The sequence below is a fragment of the Archangium violaceum genome (assembly GCF_016887565.1).
Classification (GTDB): Bacteria; Myxococcota; Myxococcia; order Myxococcales; family Myxococcaceae; genus Archangium; species Archangium violaceum_B.
Map to the genome: position 1 here is coordinate 5,900,565 of NZ_CP069396.1, position 15,429 is coordinate 5,915,993.

The window sequence follows — 15,429 nt, forward strand, 5'->3', positions numbered from 1 at the left end:
GTGGCGCGATGGGCATGTCACCGCGCTCATCCGGGTCTACCAAGTCAAGGCCGCATGGTCTTGTAAGTGGTGTAATAATGCACGGCATATCCCGCGTAACTGGGCGAAGCCGCATAATAAGCGTTCACCTTCGCCAGCTCCGCGTTCATGAATGCTTCGCCTTCCTGATAGAAGGTGACGTATTCCGGATTGCCGGGCACGTCGTAGGTCTCCACGCCGAGCACCACCTTCTTGCCGAGAGTCCTGCCGTAGGCGATTTCGTTGGCGCCGTTCTGGATGATGCCGTCCGCGCCTTCCGCGTAATCGCGATAGTCCATGAGCGTTACATAATCCATGGCGTCCAGGACATGTTTGTACAACTCCTTGGCGGCGCCAGCGTAGGTGATCGTCACCGTCTCGTACCAGAACGGGATGTCGCCCGAGTAGGTCATCGGCGAACCGCCACTGCGCAGCAGCCCGACGGACTTGCGCGCCAGCTCGACATAATCGAAGCCGAGCGACTGCTTGTTCGTTTCCCAGTCTGGCAGCGTATGCGGCTCGTTGTCGTGATGAATGCCGTCGAACCGCTCATTCGCCGCCGAAGCGTCGTTATAGCTCATCACCTGCCGAATGCGTTCGAGCGGGTAGCCATGATTCGCGCTGCGCACCCAGTCGGATTGACCGTCGAGCGCTTCGACGCGGATGCCGTTCGCATGAGCGAGCGCGATCAACGCGCGATAGCGGTCCGGATAGGTGACCAGGGCGTTCCCCGTGTAGAGATAGAGCAGATTGACGCCCTTCGTCAGGCTGAAGTTGATCATCTCGCCGCGCTTCGCGGCGGTGGCTGTATCCGCCAGATCCCATACCCACATCGCCTTCACGCCGTTGGGCAGGTCGTTCAATACGGACGACAAGGAGATATCGTCGGTATAGGCATACCCGCCGGCGTTCGGATTCTTGTAGATATAAATCTGGATCTTCGCGGTGCCAGGAACGGTCGTGAAGGCGAGAGACTTCTTCGTGTAACTTCCTCCGTTGAAGCGGAGTTCGAACTTGCCGTTCGGCAGTTTCGCGCCGTTCGCGTCCATCAGATCGACGCCGATGATCGCGATTTCGTTGCTGTTGCTTACCGCTCCACTTCCGCTCAATACGTAGCTTCCGTTCGGACCAACGCCTTCGACGATCTGGCCAGCGCCGCTTTCGCCGGGTCCCATGCGGGCGGCTTTCGCGCCGCCGCTGACCGGGCTCGTGACGACGCTCACGCCTCCCCAGTTCGACCATCCGCTCAGGTTCTGTTCGAAGCCGGGATTGATGGTGAGATTCGCTCCCGCCGCTCTCGTCTCCGTCGGCGTGAAGCCGACGATCCCGCCGACTAGAAAAACCAAGGTCATCATCGCTTCTGCACGTTTGAACATGATGCGCTCACCTCATGGACTATTACTCCTGGAGCAGCTTCAGCGTGGACCCGGGCCAGGAAGGCGACGGTGCGGCCCACGGGGAAGAGCTTCAGCTCCTGGAGCTCGATCTTCGAGAAGAGACCCACGAGCTTCTGGACGCCCTGGCGGATCGCCTCTTGCCCCACCATGGAGGGGGCGAGCGGGTCGCTCAGGAAGGCGTCCGGGGTGAAGCAGGACACGTAGCCCTCCACATCCCTGCTCGCCAGCGCCCGCTGGGACTTCTCCACCACCGCTGCCGCGCGCTGCGCCACGTTCTCCTCACTCATTCACCCTGCTCCTGGAAAGGAAATGGGAGGAACCCACCATAACCGGTTACCCATGAAAACGTGCTATACACCCGGTGCTGGCCGTGGCGGCTCCGGGTAGTACTAGCGTGGCTTCAGCGGCCCCCGGCTTCCACGGGAAGGCGCAGCGTGAACCGCGCCCCGCTGCCGAGCTCACTCTCCACCTCGAGCGTCCCGCCGTGGCGCTCGGCAATCTGACGGCTGATGTGCAAGCCGAGGCCGAGCCCGGTGATGCTCCGGTTGGCCACGGCCCGCTCGAAGCGCTGGAAGATGCGCTGCAGATCTCGTGGCGCAATCCCAGGGCCCTGGTCGCTGACCGAAAGCTCCACCCGGTCTCCGCGCCGGCCCACGTCGATGCGCACGGGCTTCCCCTCGCCATACTTCAGGGCGTTGGCGAGGAGGTTGTCGAGCACCTGCGCCAGCCGGGCCCGGTCCCCGTGGACCCGCGCATCTTCGGAGACCTCCACCGTGAGGCCGACGCCTGCTGACTGGAAGACCTCGCTCGCCTGATGCACCGTCTCGGTCACCAGCTCCCGGACCGACAGGGGCGCCATGTCCATGGTCAGCATCCCGGTGGCAATCCGTGACACGTCGAGCATGTCGTCGATGAGCCGCTCCACGCGCCGCAGCTGGCGAGTGGCCACCCCGAGGCGGGTGTTCAACGCCTCGGCGGGGAGCCCGGCCGAGACCGGCTTCTGCAACGAGCGGCATGCCAGCTCGAGCTGAAGCTTCAGCGAGGTGAGAGGCGTCTTGAGCTCGTGGGAGCAGATGCTGAGGAACTCGTCGCGGGCGGAGATCGCCTCGGTGGCTCGCTCATAGAGCCGCGAGTTCTCCACTGCCTGCGCGGCCTTCCCGGCGAGCTGCTTCGCGTAGGAGAAGTCCCGCTCCGTGTAGCTGCGCCGGGATGCGGCGAGGAGCAGGGACAGGACTCCGAGCACCCTGCCGCGCGCCATGAGCGGCACGCAGATCATCGAGTGCACCTCCGCCTCGATGATGACCTGGGCGTGCTCGCCGCTGAGGGCCATCTGCCCGATCTTCTCGCGCTCGAGGACCGGGATGAGCAGGGGCGTCGCCTCGAAAAGCGCCCGGGCAGGAGGGCTCTCCGGACGGTCCCTGCTGATGGTGAAGCGAGCGGCCTTCGCCTTGACGGGCTCGTGTCGCGGGTCCGCGATGACGACCTCCGCACGGCGGACCGAGCCGTCGTCCTCGAGCAGGTCGATGAGGCACCAGTCTCCGAGCGTGGGCACCGCGAGCCGTGCCAGCGCGGAGAGCGTCTCGCGAGGGTCCAGCGACGAGGCCAGGACGTCTCCTGCGTTGGAGATGAACCGGCGCATCTCCTCCTCTCGCCGCTGCTCACGGATGTCGCGCACGATGGCGACGTAACCGAAGACCTCTCCGCCGGCCGAGCGCACCACCGAGGACAGAGTGCTCGTGAGGATGAGCTCACCGCTGCGGTGGCGGTAGCTCACCTCGCGAGCCTCCGCTCCGGGCGCGTGCTCCGGCTCCGTCCCCTCGGCTTCGAGGATGGACGCGGGCCGTCCGATGAGTTCATCCGGCGCATAGCCGAAGAGCGCGTTCGCCGCCGGGTTCACGAGCACGATGATGCGCTCGGGTGAGGTCATGATCACCGGCTCCGGGAGGTGCTGGTAGACGGCCTCGAACTCCGCGCTCTTGCGGAGGATGAGCTCCTGCGCCTCTCGCCGATCGGTGACGTCCTCGTGGATGAGGACCAGTTGCCGGACCTCGCCGGCCGCGTCCTTCACGGGATAGAGGTTCCCCTCGACCCACCGCGCCCGGCCTGCGAGCTGGAGCTCGGCCGCGTCGTAGCGGATGGCCGGGATGCGGCTGTTCTCGCCTCGCAGGGCCCGTTGGAAGTACGGGAGGATGCCGTGCTTCTCCAGCTGGGGGTCCGTCAGGACGTTGTAGCCGCGGAGGACGAAGTTCTCGACCACGTCCGGCGGGATGCGCCAGAGCGCGCGCCATGCCGCGTTGACCTGCAGCGTCCGGCCCGAGACGTCGATCAGCTGGATGCTCAGCGGCGCGTTCTCGAAGAGTGTGCGCAGGCGCTCCTGCGTCTCGGCGAGCAGCTGCTCCTGGCTTTTGACCTTCGCTTCGAGCAACTCGTTGAGCTGCTCGAGCTGAAGGACCGTCCGGCCGTGGCCGGTGTCGTCATGCATGAAGGCAGTCTCGTCTGTTGTGACTCCCAACGCATAGCGCACGAGCGGGCCTCAGGCTGGGGCGGCTTGTAGCCGAGGTTGAGCAGCGCCGAGACGAGCCGGTGGGACAGCTGGGACAAGCCGGCACCTGACGGTAGGTAGGCAACGACTCGCACCGAGAGGGAGCCCCCCGGCCGGGTCTTTCTGTTGGAACGCGTACAGTCGCGGCCTTTATTTCAACAATAGCCTGCGCGACGGCCGTGTTGACCAGCACGGCGGCGACCCCCAGTTCCATGGCCTGCGCGACCTGGGAAGGAGAGCCGAGCCCCCCTTCGATGATCACCGGCACCGAGACCGCGTCGAGCACCTGCGCCGCCCTCGCATGCGAAGTGATCAGGCTGCCTCGTACGTCGTCGCCCCGCGCTGGGGTTGCTGGGCCGCCGCCGGCTTCGGCGCGCGTGAGAACTCCATCGTTCCGTCGTCGACCTTGCCGAAGCGCAGCGTGAACAGATCGAGCGCGTAGTTCTGGTAGAGCCGCCACGGTCGCTTCGAGCCCTGCTTCGGCATCTGGTCGAACGCCCGCTGGACGTAGCCCGACGAGAAGTCGAGGAATGGCAGCTCCTCGACCGTGGGATCGTGGCGCGGCGTGCAGGTCGTGTCGCCGTGCTTCGCCATGTGATTGAGCAGCCGGCAGACATAGCCCGAGGTGAGGTCCACCTTCAGCGTCCACGACGCGTTGGTGTAGCCGAACGCGTAGGCGAGGTTCGGCACGTCGCTGAACATCATGCCCTTGTAGCAGAGGGTCTTCGCCAGGTCGCGCCGCTCACCGTCGATGCTGAATTCGATGTCGCTCAGCAGTTGCAGCTTGAGACCCGTGGCGGTCACGACGATGTCCGCCTCGAGCTCCTTGCCCGAGCGGAGCTCGAGCCCCTTCTCGGTGAACGTCCCGATCTGATCGGTGACGACCGAGGCGTGGCCCTGCTTGACCGCATCGAACAGGTCGGCGTCGGGGACGAGACAGACGCGCTGGTCCCACGGGTTGTAGCTCGGCGTGAAGTGGGTCGCGACGTCATAGCCAGGACCGAGATGCTCGCGCACCAGGCCGATGATGTACTCCTTCACCCGCGCGGGCCTCTTCCGCGACAGGATGTAGAAGAGCATGCTGAGGAGCACGTTCTTCCACCGCGTGATTCCATAGGCGAGCTTCGCCGGCAGGACGCGGCGCAATGCGTTGGCAATGGGATCCTCGGCCGGGCGCGAGAGGACATACGTCGGCGAGCGCTGCAGCATGGTGACGTGCGCGGCCTTCTTGGCCATCTCGGGCACGAGGGTGACGGCGGTCGCGCCGCTGCCGATCACGACGACGCGCTTGCCCTGGTAGTCCAGGTCCTCCGGCCAGAACTGCGGGTGGACGATGGTGCCCTGGAAGCGCGCCTCACCGGGGAACTCGGGCCGGTAGCCCTCGGTGTAGTTGTAGTACCCGCTGCACATGAGCAGGAAGTTGCAGGTGAAGCGCACCAGCTCCTTCTCGGGCCCGCGCTCGGCCTCGACCGTCCAGCGCGCTTCCGCGGAGGACCAGGAGGCTCGTTTGACGTGGTGGCGGAAGCGGATGTGCTGGTCGATCCCATACTCGCGCGCCGTCTCCCGCACGTAGCGCAGGATGGACGGCCCGTCGGCGATCGCCTTCGGAGCGGTCCATGGCCGGAACGAGTAGCCCAGCGTGTACATGTCCGAGTCCGAGCGGATGCCCGGATAGCGGAACAGATCCCACGTCCCGCCGATGGCCTCGCGGCCCTCGAGGATCGCGTAGGTCCTCGTCGGGCAGTTCGTCCGCAGGTGGTACGCCGCGCCGATGCCCGACAGGCCCGCGCCGACGATGAGCACGTCGAAGTGCTCCACCGGTGTTTCCGCCCTCACCGCCAAGGCGTCAGACGCCTGTTCGACGGGTCCCTTCCCGTAAACCATGGAACTCTCCCGTGCTCCGGAGTAAGTGACACTACACATTGTCAGTTTGGAACTGACAACGGATGATTTCAATAGGAGTCGCATGACTTCCTCCTCCGTGGCCAACCGACGCTATCGAGGCTCCTCGGCCGAGGAGCGTCGCGCTCATCGGCGTGAGCAGTTCCTCGGAGCGGCCATCCGGGTCTATGGCGAGCAGGGCTATCGCAACGCGACGGTGAAGGCCGTCTGCGAGGCCGCCGGGCTGACCGAGCGCTACTTCTACGAGTCGTTCTCCAACAGCGAGGAGCTGCTCGTCGCCTCGTTCCAGGCCGTGATGCGGGTCCTCCTGGCTGAGCTGGAGAAGGCCAGCGCCGAGGCTTCGGGTGGCCCCGTCGAGCGGGCTCGCGCGATGCTCGGCGCCTATTACGAGGCGCTCCAGCGCAGTCCCCAATCGGCGCGGGTGTTCCTCGTGGAGATCTCCGGTGTGAGCCCCGCGGTCGACCAGGCCCTCGAAGCGTCCCTCCGGGCCTTGGGTGAGCTGCTCGCGCGGACGCTCGATCCGGATGGGAAGTGCCGCGCGGCGGGCGAACCGCTGCTGCGCGCGGGCGTGGTCGGCGGCGTCATCCACATCGCCTTGAGTTGGATCGCGAGCGGCTACTCGCAGCCGATTCCCGAGGTCGTCGACGCCGCCGTGCGCCTCTGTCTCGTTCTCAGAGGGTGAGGGTTTCCCCTCCTCCTCGTCGCCCGTGATATGGCCCACCCGATGGAGGACGAATGGCTCTGGGGATGGGATCCCACGCCGGGGATCGTCTCGGTGTGGGCGGAGCCCGATGGCCGCGCGTTCGTCTGGCGGCGGCTCCCCGGGACCGGCGCGCTCGTGCGGGACGACGTGCGCTTCCGGCCCTGGCTGCTCCTGGCCTCGCTGGATGACCTGACGCACCTGGGCGCCAGGCTTCGACCCGAGTCCGAGGGGCCCGTGCCGCGCGGTGTGAACTACCAGGAGCTCGAGGGGCCCGGTGCGCTTCGTTACGTGGTCCGCGCGGACGATGGGCGCGCGCTGGCAGCGGCCGTGCTCCATGGCGCCGCACGGCGACTCGGCCGCCAGCTCGGGCACGTGCGTGAGCTGGGCGAGAGCGCGGTGCTCTCGCTTCCCCCGGAGGAGCAGTACCTCATCGCCTCGGGGCGTACGTATTTTCGCGATCTCGGGTTCGACGACCTGCGCCGCATGCAGTTCGACCTCGAGACCACCGGGCTCGATCCCGGCCGCGACCGGATCTTCCTCGTGGCGCTCCGCGAGCCCGATGGCCGGACCGATGTCATCGAGGCGCATGGCGATGGCGATGCCGCGGAGGCCGATCTCCTCCGGCGCCTGGTCGCGCGTGTCCGTGCCATCGATCCGGATGTGATCGAGAACCACAACCTGCACGGCTTCGACCTGCCGTTCATCGCCCGCCGTGCACGGGTGCTCAACGTGCCGCTCGCGTTGGGGCGTGCCGGCCTGCCGGGACTTCGGCAGCGTCCCGCCTCGCGAGGGGCCTCGCTCGGAAGTGGCTCGATGGGGCGCACTCCCGACCCCATGCGCCGCATGCGGTACACGCTTCCCGGACGCGAGCTGATCGACACCCTGGACGCCGTGCTGCGGCACGATTTCTCGGCGAGGGATCTGCCGGGCCACGGGCTCAAGGCCGTCGCGCGGCACTTCGGTCTCGCGGGTCCGGAGCGCGAGCACATTCCGGGTGCCCGGGTGTACGAGGTCTACGGCCGGGACCCCGAGCGCGTGCGGCGCTACGCTCGCGATGACGTGACGGAAGCCGCTGGCCTCGCGCGCCTGCTCGGCGGGGCGGCCTTCGCGCTCGCCCGCATGGCACCGCGCCGCTACGAGCGCCTCGCCGACGCGGGTCCCGCTACCGGCGTGCTCGATCCGCTCCTCGTGCGTGCCTACCTCCGGGCCGGGGCCGCGCTGCCCGCTCACGAATCAGGGGACGGCACGCCTCACAGTGGCGCGGCGCTCCACCTGTTCGCCACGGGTGTGGCGCGGCACATCGTGAAAGCCGACGTCGCGAGCCTGTATCCCTCGCTGATGCGCGAGTACCGGATCGGGCCTCGGCGGGATCGGCTGGGGGTGTTGCTCGCCCTGGTGGACCGGCTCGTGGAGCATCGGCTGGCGGCCAAGGCGCGGGCGCGTTCCGCTGCGCCCGGGTCGCCGGAGCGGCACACGAACGAGGCGCTCTCCGCGGCGATGAAGATCGTCGTCAACTCGGCCTACGGGTACCTCGGCGCGGTGGGGCTCACGCGCTTCGCGGACGTGCACGCCGCCAACGAGGTGACGCGGCGCGGGCGGGAGGTGCTGGGGCTGCTCTGCCGCGAGCTGGCTCGGCGCGGTGTCACGCTGCTGGAGGCCGACACGGACGGCGTGTACTTCGCCGTCCCGGACGACTGGCGCGAGGCCGACGAGCGCCGGGTGGTCTCCGAGGTCGCGGCGTTGCTGCCACCCAGGGTCCACCTCGAGTTCGACGGACGTTACGCGGCGATGCTGTCGCACGAGCCGAAGAACTACGTGCTGCAGTCCTACGAGGGAGAGCTCATCCTGCGTGGCGTGGCGTTCCGCTCCAGCCGGGCGGAGCCCTTCGGTGAGGACTTCCTGCGCCGAGCGCTGCGCTGCCTTCTCGCGGGGGACATTCCAGGCGTTCGGGAGACCTATGTCGCGACGGTGACCGCGCTGCGCCGGCGGACCATCCCGACTCTCGACGTGGCGGCGAATGTCCGGTTGAAGAAGACCCCGTCGGAGTACCTCGCTGTGCGCGAGCGCAGGCGCGAGCTGTCCTACGAGGCCGTGCTGGCGAGCGGGCGCAAGCACTGGGCTGCTGGCGAGCACGTCCGCGTCTATCGCGCGGTGAGGGGGAGGGCGGGGCTGCTGCCCGATCCGGACGCCGAGGACGATGGCAGCGCCCGGCACGATTCGCGCGATGACGGCGGGGGCGGCGCCGCGGGCGAGCCGCTGGACTACGACGTCGATTACTACGTCCGGCTGCTGCGCGAGACGTTCGCGGCCCGCCTGGTGCGCGCGCTGGCGCCCGAGGATTTCGCGGCGGTGTTCGCCGATCCCGAACAGCCCTCCCTGTTCGCTCCCTCGCTGGCGAATGCGCGCCCGATCCTCACCGTGTTGGCCGAGCCGTCTTCCGAACTTGGCGAATGAGGCTGTCCGGGCCCCTTTCCCTTGCCCGCGCGGGAGTGGCTGTGACACGCTCGCGCGCCCCTCGCACCGCCGGATTCCCTCGGATGACGACGCCTGCCTCCCTGCTCGACGCCGACGTCCCGCGCCCCGTTCTGGACGTCATCGCCCGCCTCCGTGAGCTGGGCCATGCCGCCTACCTCGTGGGCGGCTGCGTCCGTGACAGCCTCCGGGGTGTGCACCCCAAGGACTTCGACGTCGCCACCAGCGCCCTCCCCGAGGAGGTCCAGCGCGCCTTCCGCAAGGTCATCCCCACCGGCATCCAGCACGGCACCGTCACCGTGCTCGCGGGGAGCACCCACGTCGAGGTCACCACCTTCCGCAGCGAAGGCGACTACCACGATGGTCGCCGCCCCAGCGCCGTCTCCTTCGAGAAGGACATCGTCAAGGATCTCTCTCGCCGCGACTTCACCATGAACGCCATGGCCTGGAATCCCGTCGGCCATGAGCTCGTGGATCCGTTCGGCGGCCAGGAGGACCTGAAGGCCCGGCTGGTGCGGTGCGTGGGCTCGGCCATCGAGCGCTTCTCCGAGGACGGTCTGCGCCCCCTGCGCGCCGTGCGCTTCGCCGCGGTGCTCGACTTCACGCTCGACCCCGACACCCAGGCCGCCATTCCCGCCACGCTCCCCGTGTTCCGCAAGGTGGCCCACGAGCGCGTCCGCGAGGAGTTCGTCAAGCTGCTCCTCTCCAAGCGCGCCTCCTTCGGGCTCGAGCTGCTGGCCGACACCGGGCTCCTGGACGTGTTCCTGCCCGAGCTCGCCCGCGCCGACGCCGAGGCCGCCCGTCTGGCTCGGACCGCCGCTGCCTCCGCCCCCGCGGATGTGGAGATCCGTCTCGCGGCCCTGCTGGCGGATCTCGTCGAGCCCCAGGGCGCCGAGGAGATCGGTGTCCGGCTCAAGTTCCCTACCAAGGTCATCGAGCGCGTGCGTCTGCTCGTGGGGCTCGCTCGGCTCGAGGCGCATGTCGGGGACCCGGATCCCTCGCTCCGCCGACTGCTGGCGAAGGCGGGACTCGCGAACATCGAGGCGCTCACCGCGGTTGCCCGGGCCCGTGTTCAGGCTCGGAGTCCGGAGCGCCTGGCGGAGGTGGAGGTGCTCATCGGCCGTCTGCTGGCCCTGGCCGCATCGAAGCCTCCGCTGACGAGCAAGGACCTGGCGCTCAATGGCGGGGCGATCATGGCCGCGCTGGGGGTGGGTCCCTCGCCCATCGTGGGGGAGGCCACCCGCTTCCTCGTCGAGCAGGTCCTGGATGAGCCTTCGCTCAATGCGCCGGAGAAGTTGAAGGAGCTTCTCGGGAGCTGGATGAAGGCTCGCGGCTCCTGACCTGAGCCCGCCTCGAGGGGATCCGTATCAAAAAGGCGCGAGTCGAATTTGGCGACTTCCAGACCCCGGCGGTGCTTGCCGAGCGGGTCGTGGCACGGCTGAGCGCGCTGGGTGAAAAGCCAGACTCAGTCCTGGAGCCGACGTGTGGGGTTGGGAGTCTCCTCGTGGCCGCGCTCGAGGGATTCCGTCAGCTCGAGGTGGCGGTCGGTGTCGAGCTCAATGTCGATTACGCCGCCCGTGCGCGTGACGCGCTCGCGAGGGTTCCCACGGGGGCCAGGGCGAGCGTTATGGAAGGTGATTTCTTCTCGTTCCCCTGGCGGGAATTGCTGCGTGACCTGCCGGGCTCCATCCTGGTGATCGGGAACCCCCCGTGGGTTACCAACGCGGGGATTTCGCTCGTGGGGGGATCGAATCTGCCAGCGAAGGTCAACTTCCAGGGACGCAGCGGCATCCAGGCGATCACGGGCAAGAGTAATTTCGATATCTCCGAATGGATGCTGATGAAGCTGTTCGAGCTGCTTTCGGAGCGCCGTGGAAGCCTGGCGATGTTGTGCAAGACTTCCGTGGCCAGGAAGGTCTTGTTACACGCGTGGTCGACGAAGCTGGGGGTGTCGAAGGCTTCCGTCTTCCGCCTGGATGCTCAGCGTTTCTTCGGCGTCAGTGTGGATGCGTGTCTGCTTCACTGCCGATTCGATGGGGCCGCTTCCCCTGTCTGTGCTGAATTCGATTCCCTGGATGCGGAGGCTCCATCCTCCTCATTCGGAGTTCGCGGAGAGACCCTCGTCTCCGATACGTCGAAATATGACCGTTGGGTGGAGTTGGAGCGCAGGTCCCGTGGGCCCCTCTGGCGCTCGGGATTGAAGCATGACTGCGCCAGGGTCATGGAACTGCGCGAGTCCGATGGCACGCTCGTCAATGGCTTGGGGGAGGCGGTGAGGATCGAGCGGGATTACTTGTATCCTCTCTTCAAGAGTTCGCACGTCGCTTCCGCGAAGACCGAAGCCCCTCGCACCTGGGTGATCGTTCCTCAACGCAGGGTGGGGGAGGAGACTGACTCCATCGCGCGGATTGCCCCAAGGACCTGGCAGTATCTGTGCGAACACGGCGAGCTGCTGGATGCCCGGTCCAGCAGCATCTACCGGAACAAGCCTCGGTTCTCCGTGTTCGGGGTGGGCGAGTACACCTTCATGCCCTGGAAGGTCGCCATCTCTGGCCTCTACAAGAAGCTGAATTTCCGCGTCGTTCCTCCCATCGGCGACAAGCCTGTCGTTTTCGATGACACCGTTTACTTCGTGGGCTGTGAGTCGGAGGGGCAGGCCATGCTCTTGAAGCGTCTGCTGGACTCGGAGCCCGCACGCGAGTTCTTCGAGTCGCTGATCTTCTGGGACTCCAAGCGGCCCATCACCGCGGAGATCTTGAACAGGCTGGATCTGGGGCTGGTCGAGCGCAGCCTCGTTCCTTGAGGCGTGGAGCGGATGTCCTTCGGGCTGCCTGCCCGCTCGGCTGGGCGCGGACCTGGCGGTGCCACGGTGGTTCGGGCGTGTGGGCCGGGATTCTCTTGGGTTTACGGGTACTTACGACAGTGTCGATATACCCTCACCCCGTCCCTCTCCCAGAGGGAGAGGGGATTTGTCCGAAGTGGAGAATGGGGTCGTCGGTGATGTCGCACCCGGACGGGCCGGCGTGTAGATAGGGACATCATGCGAGTCGTCGTTGCCATGAGCGGTGGAGTTGACTCCTCCGCCGCCGCCGCCCTCCTCAAGGAGCAGGGTCACGAAGTCATCGGTATCACCCTCCGGGTCTGGTCCTACGAGGGCAAGGCCCAGTGCGGCAGCTGCTGCAGCCCCGATGACATCGATGACGCCCGCGCCGTCGCCCAGACGCTCGGCATCCCCTTCTACGTCGCCAACGCCGAGGAGATCTTCAAGGACCGGGTCATCAACCCCTTCGTCCAGTCGTACCTCGGCGGCCGCACTCCCATCCCCTGTGTGGCCTGCAACCGCGACGTGAAGTTCAACTTCCTCCTCAAGCGCGCTCGCGCCCTCGGCGCCCGTCTCGCCACCGGCCACTATGCCCGCGTCGAGCAGCAGGACGGTCGCTATGTCCTCCGCCGCGCCGTCGACTCCGCCAAGGACCAGAGCTACTTCCTCTTCACCCTCGGGCAGCAGGAGCTCGCCGACATCGTCTTCCCCGTCGGCGGCATGACCAAGCCCGAGGTCCGCGCCGTCGCCGAGCGCCATGCGCTCCCCACCAGCCACAAGCCCGAAAGCATGGAGATCTGCTTCGTGCCCGATGGCGACTACGCCGGCTTCGTGGAGAAGGTCGCCGGTCCCCAGCCCGGTGGTGAAATCGTCGACTCCGAGGGTCATGTGCTCGGCACCCATGCCGGTGTGCACCGCTACACCGTGGGCCAGCGCCGCGGGCTCAACCTCGGGGGAGGGGAGGTCCGCTACGTCCAGCGCATCGAGCCCGAGACCCGCCGCGTCGTCGTCGGCCCCGCCGATGAGGCCTCGCGTGACTCCTTCGGTCTCCTCCAGCCCCACTGGGTGGATGGGCCTCCTCCTTCCGACAAGTCCGTGCTGATCCGCATCCGCCACCGCCACCCCGGCGCTCCCGGCCGCGTCGAGGTCTCTCCCCATGGGCTCGTGTCCATCCGGCTCGATGACCCCGCACGCGCCGTGACGCCCGGTCAGGCCGCCGTGGTGTACGACGGCGATCGCGTGCTCGGTGGCGGGTGGATTGTTTGAGCCGTGCCGCAACGATCCCGGCGTGACGCTTCGCACGCCCTGAATTTGACCGACCTGTAGGCGGGGCGTACCTTCCGACGCACCTCGACGCTACAGGCCGCGACACACTCGTGTGGCCGCGCCGGGGTGTCGTACACGCGAGGAACACCACGCCATGCGCGATGCCCACCGGATGAAAGAGAAGTTCGACGTCTCGCTCGACAACCGGCAGATCGTCAGCCTGTTGATCGCGGGGATCATCGTGATGGGAGCCGTGTTCGTGCTCGGCGTCGTGGTGGGCAAGCAGCTCGCCGGCAACGCCCAGGCCGCCGCCGCACCGGATCTCCTGTCCGCGCTCGACGCCAACGCTCAGGCCCTTCAGCAGGCCCGCGAGGCCGAGTCCCCGCTCACCTTCCAGGACGAGCTCACCAAGAGGAGCGGCTCCGAGCCCGCGCCCTCCAACTCCAAGCCCGGCACCGTCACGGTCGCCATCCCTCCGCCGGCTCCCAAGCCCAAGCCCGCCGAGGAGCCGAAGGTGGCCGACGCCAGTCCCGCCGGGGCCGTCGACCCCTCGGACGCCTCCGAGCCCGCCCCCAGCCCCACGGATGACGACTACGCGCCCGCGCCTGGCACCGCCACCGCGAAGCCCGAGGCGCCCAAGGCCGCCGAGCCCAAGCCGGCCACTCCCAAGCCCGCCGAGACCAAGGTGGCCGACAGCAAGCCCGCTCCCTCTCCTGGCAAGGTGGAGCCCGCTCCCGTGCCGACCCGCACCACGGCCCCGGGCAGCGGCTTGAAGGAGGCCATCGCCCGCGCCGCCCAGAAGCCCACCGAGGCCGTCCCGGGCGGTGCCTTCACCCTGCAGATCTCCGCCTTCCAGAACCGTCCGGAGGCCGAGCGTTTCGCCGCGAAGCTGCGTGATCGGGGTTACGCGCCGTACATCGTCTCCGCCGAGGTCCCCAACAAGGGCACCTGGTACCGCGTCCGCATGGGCAGCTTCCCCTCCAAGGATGCCGCGTCCCGCTATCTGGCCGACTTCAAGCGCGAGACCCAGCTCCAGGCGTTCGTGGCCGGCAACTAGACGGTGCGTCGGTGGCGAGGGGGCGTCCGGAGTGCTATGGGCGCCCCTGAATGGATCTCCTCGACAACGTCATCCAGCCGTACGCCTGGGGTTCTCGGACCGCCATCGCCGAGCTGCTCGGGCAGCCCTCTCCCTCCGCCTCCTGTCAGGCCGAGCTGTGGATGGGCGCCCACCCCGGAGCCCCGTCGCGCGTGCGCCGGGGGTCGGACGTGCGGACGCTGCTGGAGGCCATCCGGTCCGCGCCGGAGCGCGAACTCGGTGAGGCCGTGGCCCGCCGGTTCGGGCAGGACCTGCCCTTCCTGCTCAAGGTGCTCGCCGCGGAGACCCCGCTGTCCCTGCAGACCCACCCGAGCCTCGCCCAGGCGCGCGAGGGTTATGCGCGGGAGAACGCGCTCGGCGTGCCGCTGAGCGCCCCGCACCGCAACTACAAGGACGCCAACCACAAGCCCGAGCTCATCTGCGCGCTGACGCCGTTCGATGCACTCTGTGGGTTCCGCCGCGCGGACGAGACGCTCGCGCTGCTCGACATGCTCGGCGTGGGGGCCCTCGAGCCGCTGCTCGCTCCGCTGCGTGCCTCGCCCGACGCGCGGGGGATCGCGCGCATGTTCGAGACGTTGATGACGCTCCCTCGCGAGCAGCGCGGGCCCCTGGTGGACGCGGTGGTCGCGGCCTGCGCGGTGCGCGCGGAGCAGGGGAGCCGTTTCGCCGAGGAGCTGCGCTGGGCCGTCCGGCTCGGCGAACTCTACCCGGGCGATCCCGGCGTCATCGGCGCGCTGCTGCTCAACCTGGTGCGGCTGCGACCGGGCGAGGCCATCTATCTGTCCGCCGGCAACCTCCACGCGTACCTGCGGGGCGTCGGCGTGGAGATCATGGCCAACTCGGACAACGTGCTGCGGGGCGGGTGCACGCCCAAGCACGTGGACGTCCCGGAGTTGCTCCGCGTGCTGGATTTCCGGTGTGGCCCCATCGCCCTCGTCCCCGAGTCCTCCACGGATGGGGTGGAGTTCGTCTATCCCACGCCCACCGAGGAGTTCCGCCTCTCGCGCATCCAGCTCCACCCCGGGGTGTCCTCGCGGCCGGAGCGGCGGGGGCCGGAGATCCTCCTGTGCACCAGCGGCGCCGCCCGGCTGTCGGTGGGCGGCCAGGCGCTCGCGCTGCCCCGGGGCGCGTCAGTGTTCGTGAGCGCGGCGGATGGCGCCTACACGCTCGAGGGCGACGGGGTCGTCTTCCGCGCGACCTCCGGCGTCTGAG

12 protein-coding genes are annotated in these 15,429 nt (G+C 68.0%); 7 read left to right on the forward strand and 5 right to left on the reverse strand.

Annotated features, from left to right (window positions below; all coding sequences use genetic code 11):
* Positions 1-44: 44 nt before the first annotated feature.
* The 5 genes from JRI60_RS23910 to JRI60_RS23930 all read right to left on the reverse strand — a co-directional run bounded on the left by JRI60_RS23910 (position 45) and on the right by JRI60_RS23930 (position 5,841).
* A complete protein-coding gene (locus JRI60_RS23910; RefSeq protein WP_204228201.1) occupies positions 45-1,394 on the reverse strand; it encodes a carbohydrate binding domain-containing protein in 1,350 nt (449 codons plus the stop codon).
* Positions 1,370-1,702 (reverse strand): nuclear transport factor 2 family protein, encoded by a 333-nt coding sequence (locus JRI60_RS23915; protein WP_204228202.1) that lies wholly within the window; start codon positions 1,700-1,702, stop codon positions 1,370-1,372. Before JRI60_RS23915 ends, JRI60_RS23910 begins: the two co-directional genes overlap by 25 nt.
* A 113-nt stretch (positions 1,703-1,815) precedes the next feature.
* Positions 1,816-3,897, reverse strand: a complete 2,082-nt coding sequence (locus JRI60_RS23920) for a PAS domain-containing sensor histidine kinase (RefSeq protein ID WP_204228203.1) — start codon at positions 3,895-3,897, stop codon at positions 1,816-1,818.
* A complete protein-coding gene (locus tag JRI60_RS53525) occupies positions 3,890-4,243 on the reverse strand; it encodes a hypothetical protein (protein WP_343213421.1) in 354 nt (117 codons plus the stop codon). Before JRI60_RS53525 ends, JRI60_RS23920 begins: the two co-directional genes overlap by 8 nt.
* Positions 4,244-4,269: 26 nt before the next feature.
* On the reverse strand, positions 4,270-5,841 hold the full coding sequence (locus tag JRI60_RS23930; RefSeq protein ID WP_204228204.1) for a flavin-containing monooxygenase: 1,572 nt from the start codon (positions 5,839-5,841) through the stop codon (positions 4,270-4,272).
* 82 nt (positions 5,842-5,923) lie between these two features.
* Between JRI60_RS23930 and JRI60_RS23935 the strand changes: the two genes are divergently transcribed.
* The 7 genes from JRI60_RS23935 to manA all read left to right on the forward strand — a co-directional run bounded on the left by JRI60_RS23935 (position 5,924) and on the right by manA (position 15,428).
* The gene (locus JRI60_RS23935) at positions 5,924-6,541 is read left to right on the forward strand and encodes a TetR/AcrR family transcriptional regulator (protein ID WP_239470695.1); all 618 of its coding nucleotides are present in this window, start codon (positions 5,924-5,926) and stop codon (positions 6,539-6,541) included.
* Positions 6,542-6,583: 42 nt separating this feature from the next.
* Positions 6,584-9,016, forward strand: a complete 2,433-nt coding sequence (locus tag JRI60_RS23940) for a ribonuclease H-like domain-containing protein (protein ID WP_204228205.1) — start codon at positions 6,584-6,586, stop codon at positions 9,014-9,016.
* Positions 9,017-9,099: 83 nt separating this feature from the next.
* Entirely contained in the window at positions 9,100-10,374 is a 1,275-nt protein-coding gene (locus JRI60_RS23945; RefSeq protein WP_204228206.1) for a CCA tRNA nucleotidyltransferase, read from the forward strand.
* 164 nt (positions 10,375-10,538) lie between these two features.
* Positions 10,539-11,837: a hypothetical protein gene (locus JRI60_RS23950; protein ID WP_204228207.1), complete on the forward strand. Its 1,299-nt coding sequence runs from the start codon at positions 10,539-10,541 to the stop codon at positions 11,835-11,837.
* Between the two features lie 237 nt (positions 11,838-12,074).
* Complete coding sequence (gene mnmA / locus JRI60_RS23955; protein ID WP_204228208.1) at positions 12,075-13,121, forward strand: tRNA 2-thiouridine(34) synthase MnmA; 1,047 nt, start codon at positions 12,075-12,077, stop codon at positions 13,119-13,121.
* A 154-nt stretch (positions 13,122-13,275) separates the two neighbouring features.
* Complete coding sequence (locus JRI60_RS23960) at positions 13,276-14,178, forward strand: SPOR domain-containing protein (RefSeq protein ID WP_204228209.1); 903 nt, start codon at positions 13,276-13,278, stop codon at positions 14,176-14,178.
* A gap of 50 nt (positions 14,179-14,228) precedes the next feature.
* The gene (gene manA, locus JRI60_RS23965) at positions 14,229-15,428 is read left to right on the forward strand and encodes a mannose-6-phosphate isomerase, class I (RefSeq protein ID WP_204228210.1); all 1,200 of its coding nucleotides are present in this window, start codon (positions 14,229-14,231) and stop codon (positions 15,426-15,428) included.
* Position 15,429 lies beyond the last annotated feature (1 nt).

What these genes read in the sequence shown, in the direction of transcription:
- JRI60_RS23910 (WP_204228201.1), bottom strand. Translation starts at nt 1,394, where the DNA reads ATGTTCAAACGTGCAGAAGCGATGATGACCTTGGTTTTTCTAGTCGGC.
- JRI60_RS23915 (WP_204228202.1), bottom strand. Translation starts at nt 1,702, where the DNA reads ATGAGTGAGGAGAACGTGGCGCAGCGCGCGGCAGCGGTGGTGGAGAAG.
- JRI60_RS23920 (WP_204228203.1), bottom strand. Translation starts at nt 3,897, where the DNA reads ATGCATGACGACACCGGCCACGGCCGGACGGTCCTTCAGCTCGAGCAG.
- JRI60_RS23930 (WP_204228204.1), bottom strand. Translation starts at nt 5,841, where the DNA reads ATGGTTTACGGGAAGGGACCCGTCGAACAGGCGTCTGACGCCTTGGCG.
- JRI60_RS23935 (WP_239470695.1), top strand. Translation starts at nt 5,924, where the DNA reads ATGACTTCCTCCTCCGTGGCCAACCGACGCTATCGAGGCTCCTCGGCC.
- JRI60_RS23940 (WP_204228205.1), top strand. Translation starts at nt 6,584, where the DNA reads ATGGAGGACGAATGGCTCTGGGGATGGGATCCCACGCCGGGGATCGTC.
- JRI60_RS23945 (WP_204228206.1), top strand. Translation starts at nt 9,100, where the DNA reads ATGACGACGCCTGCCTCCCTGCTCGACGCCGACGTCCCGCGCCCCGTT.
- mnmA (WP_204228208.1), top strand. Translation starts at nt 12,075, where the DNA reads ATGCGAGTCGTCGTTGCCATGAGCGGTGGAGTTGACTCCTCCGCCGCC.
- JRI60_RS23960 (WP_204228209.1), top strand. Translation starts at nt 13,276, where the DNA reads ATGCGCGATGCCCACCGGATGAAAGAGAAGTTCGACGTCTCGCTCGAC.
- manA (WP_204228210.1), top strand. Translation starts at nt 14,229, where the DNA reads ATGGATCTCCTCGACAACGTCATCCAGCCGTACGCCTGGGGTTCTCGG.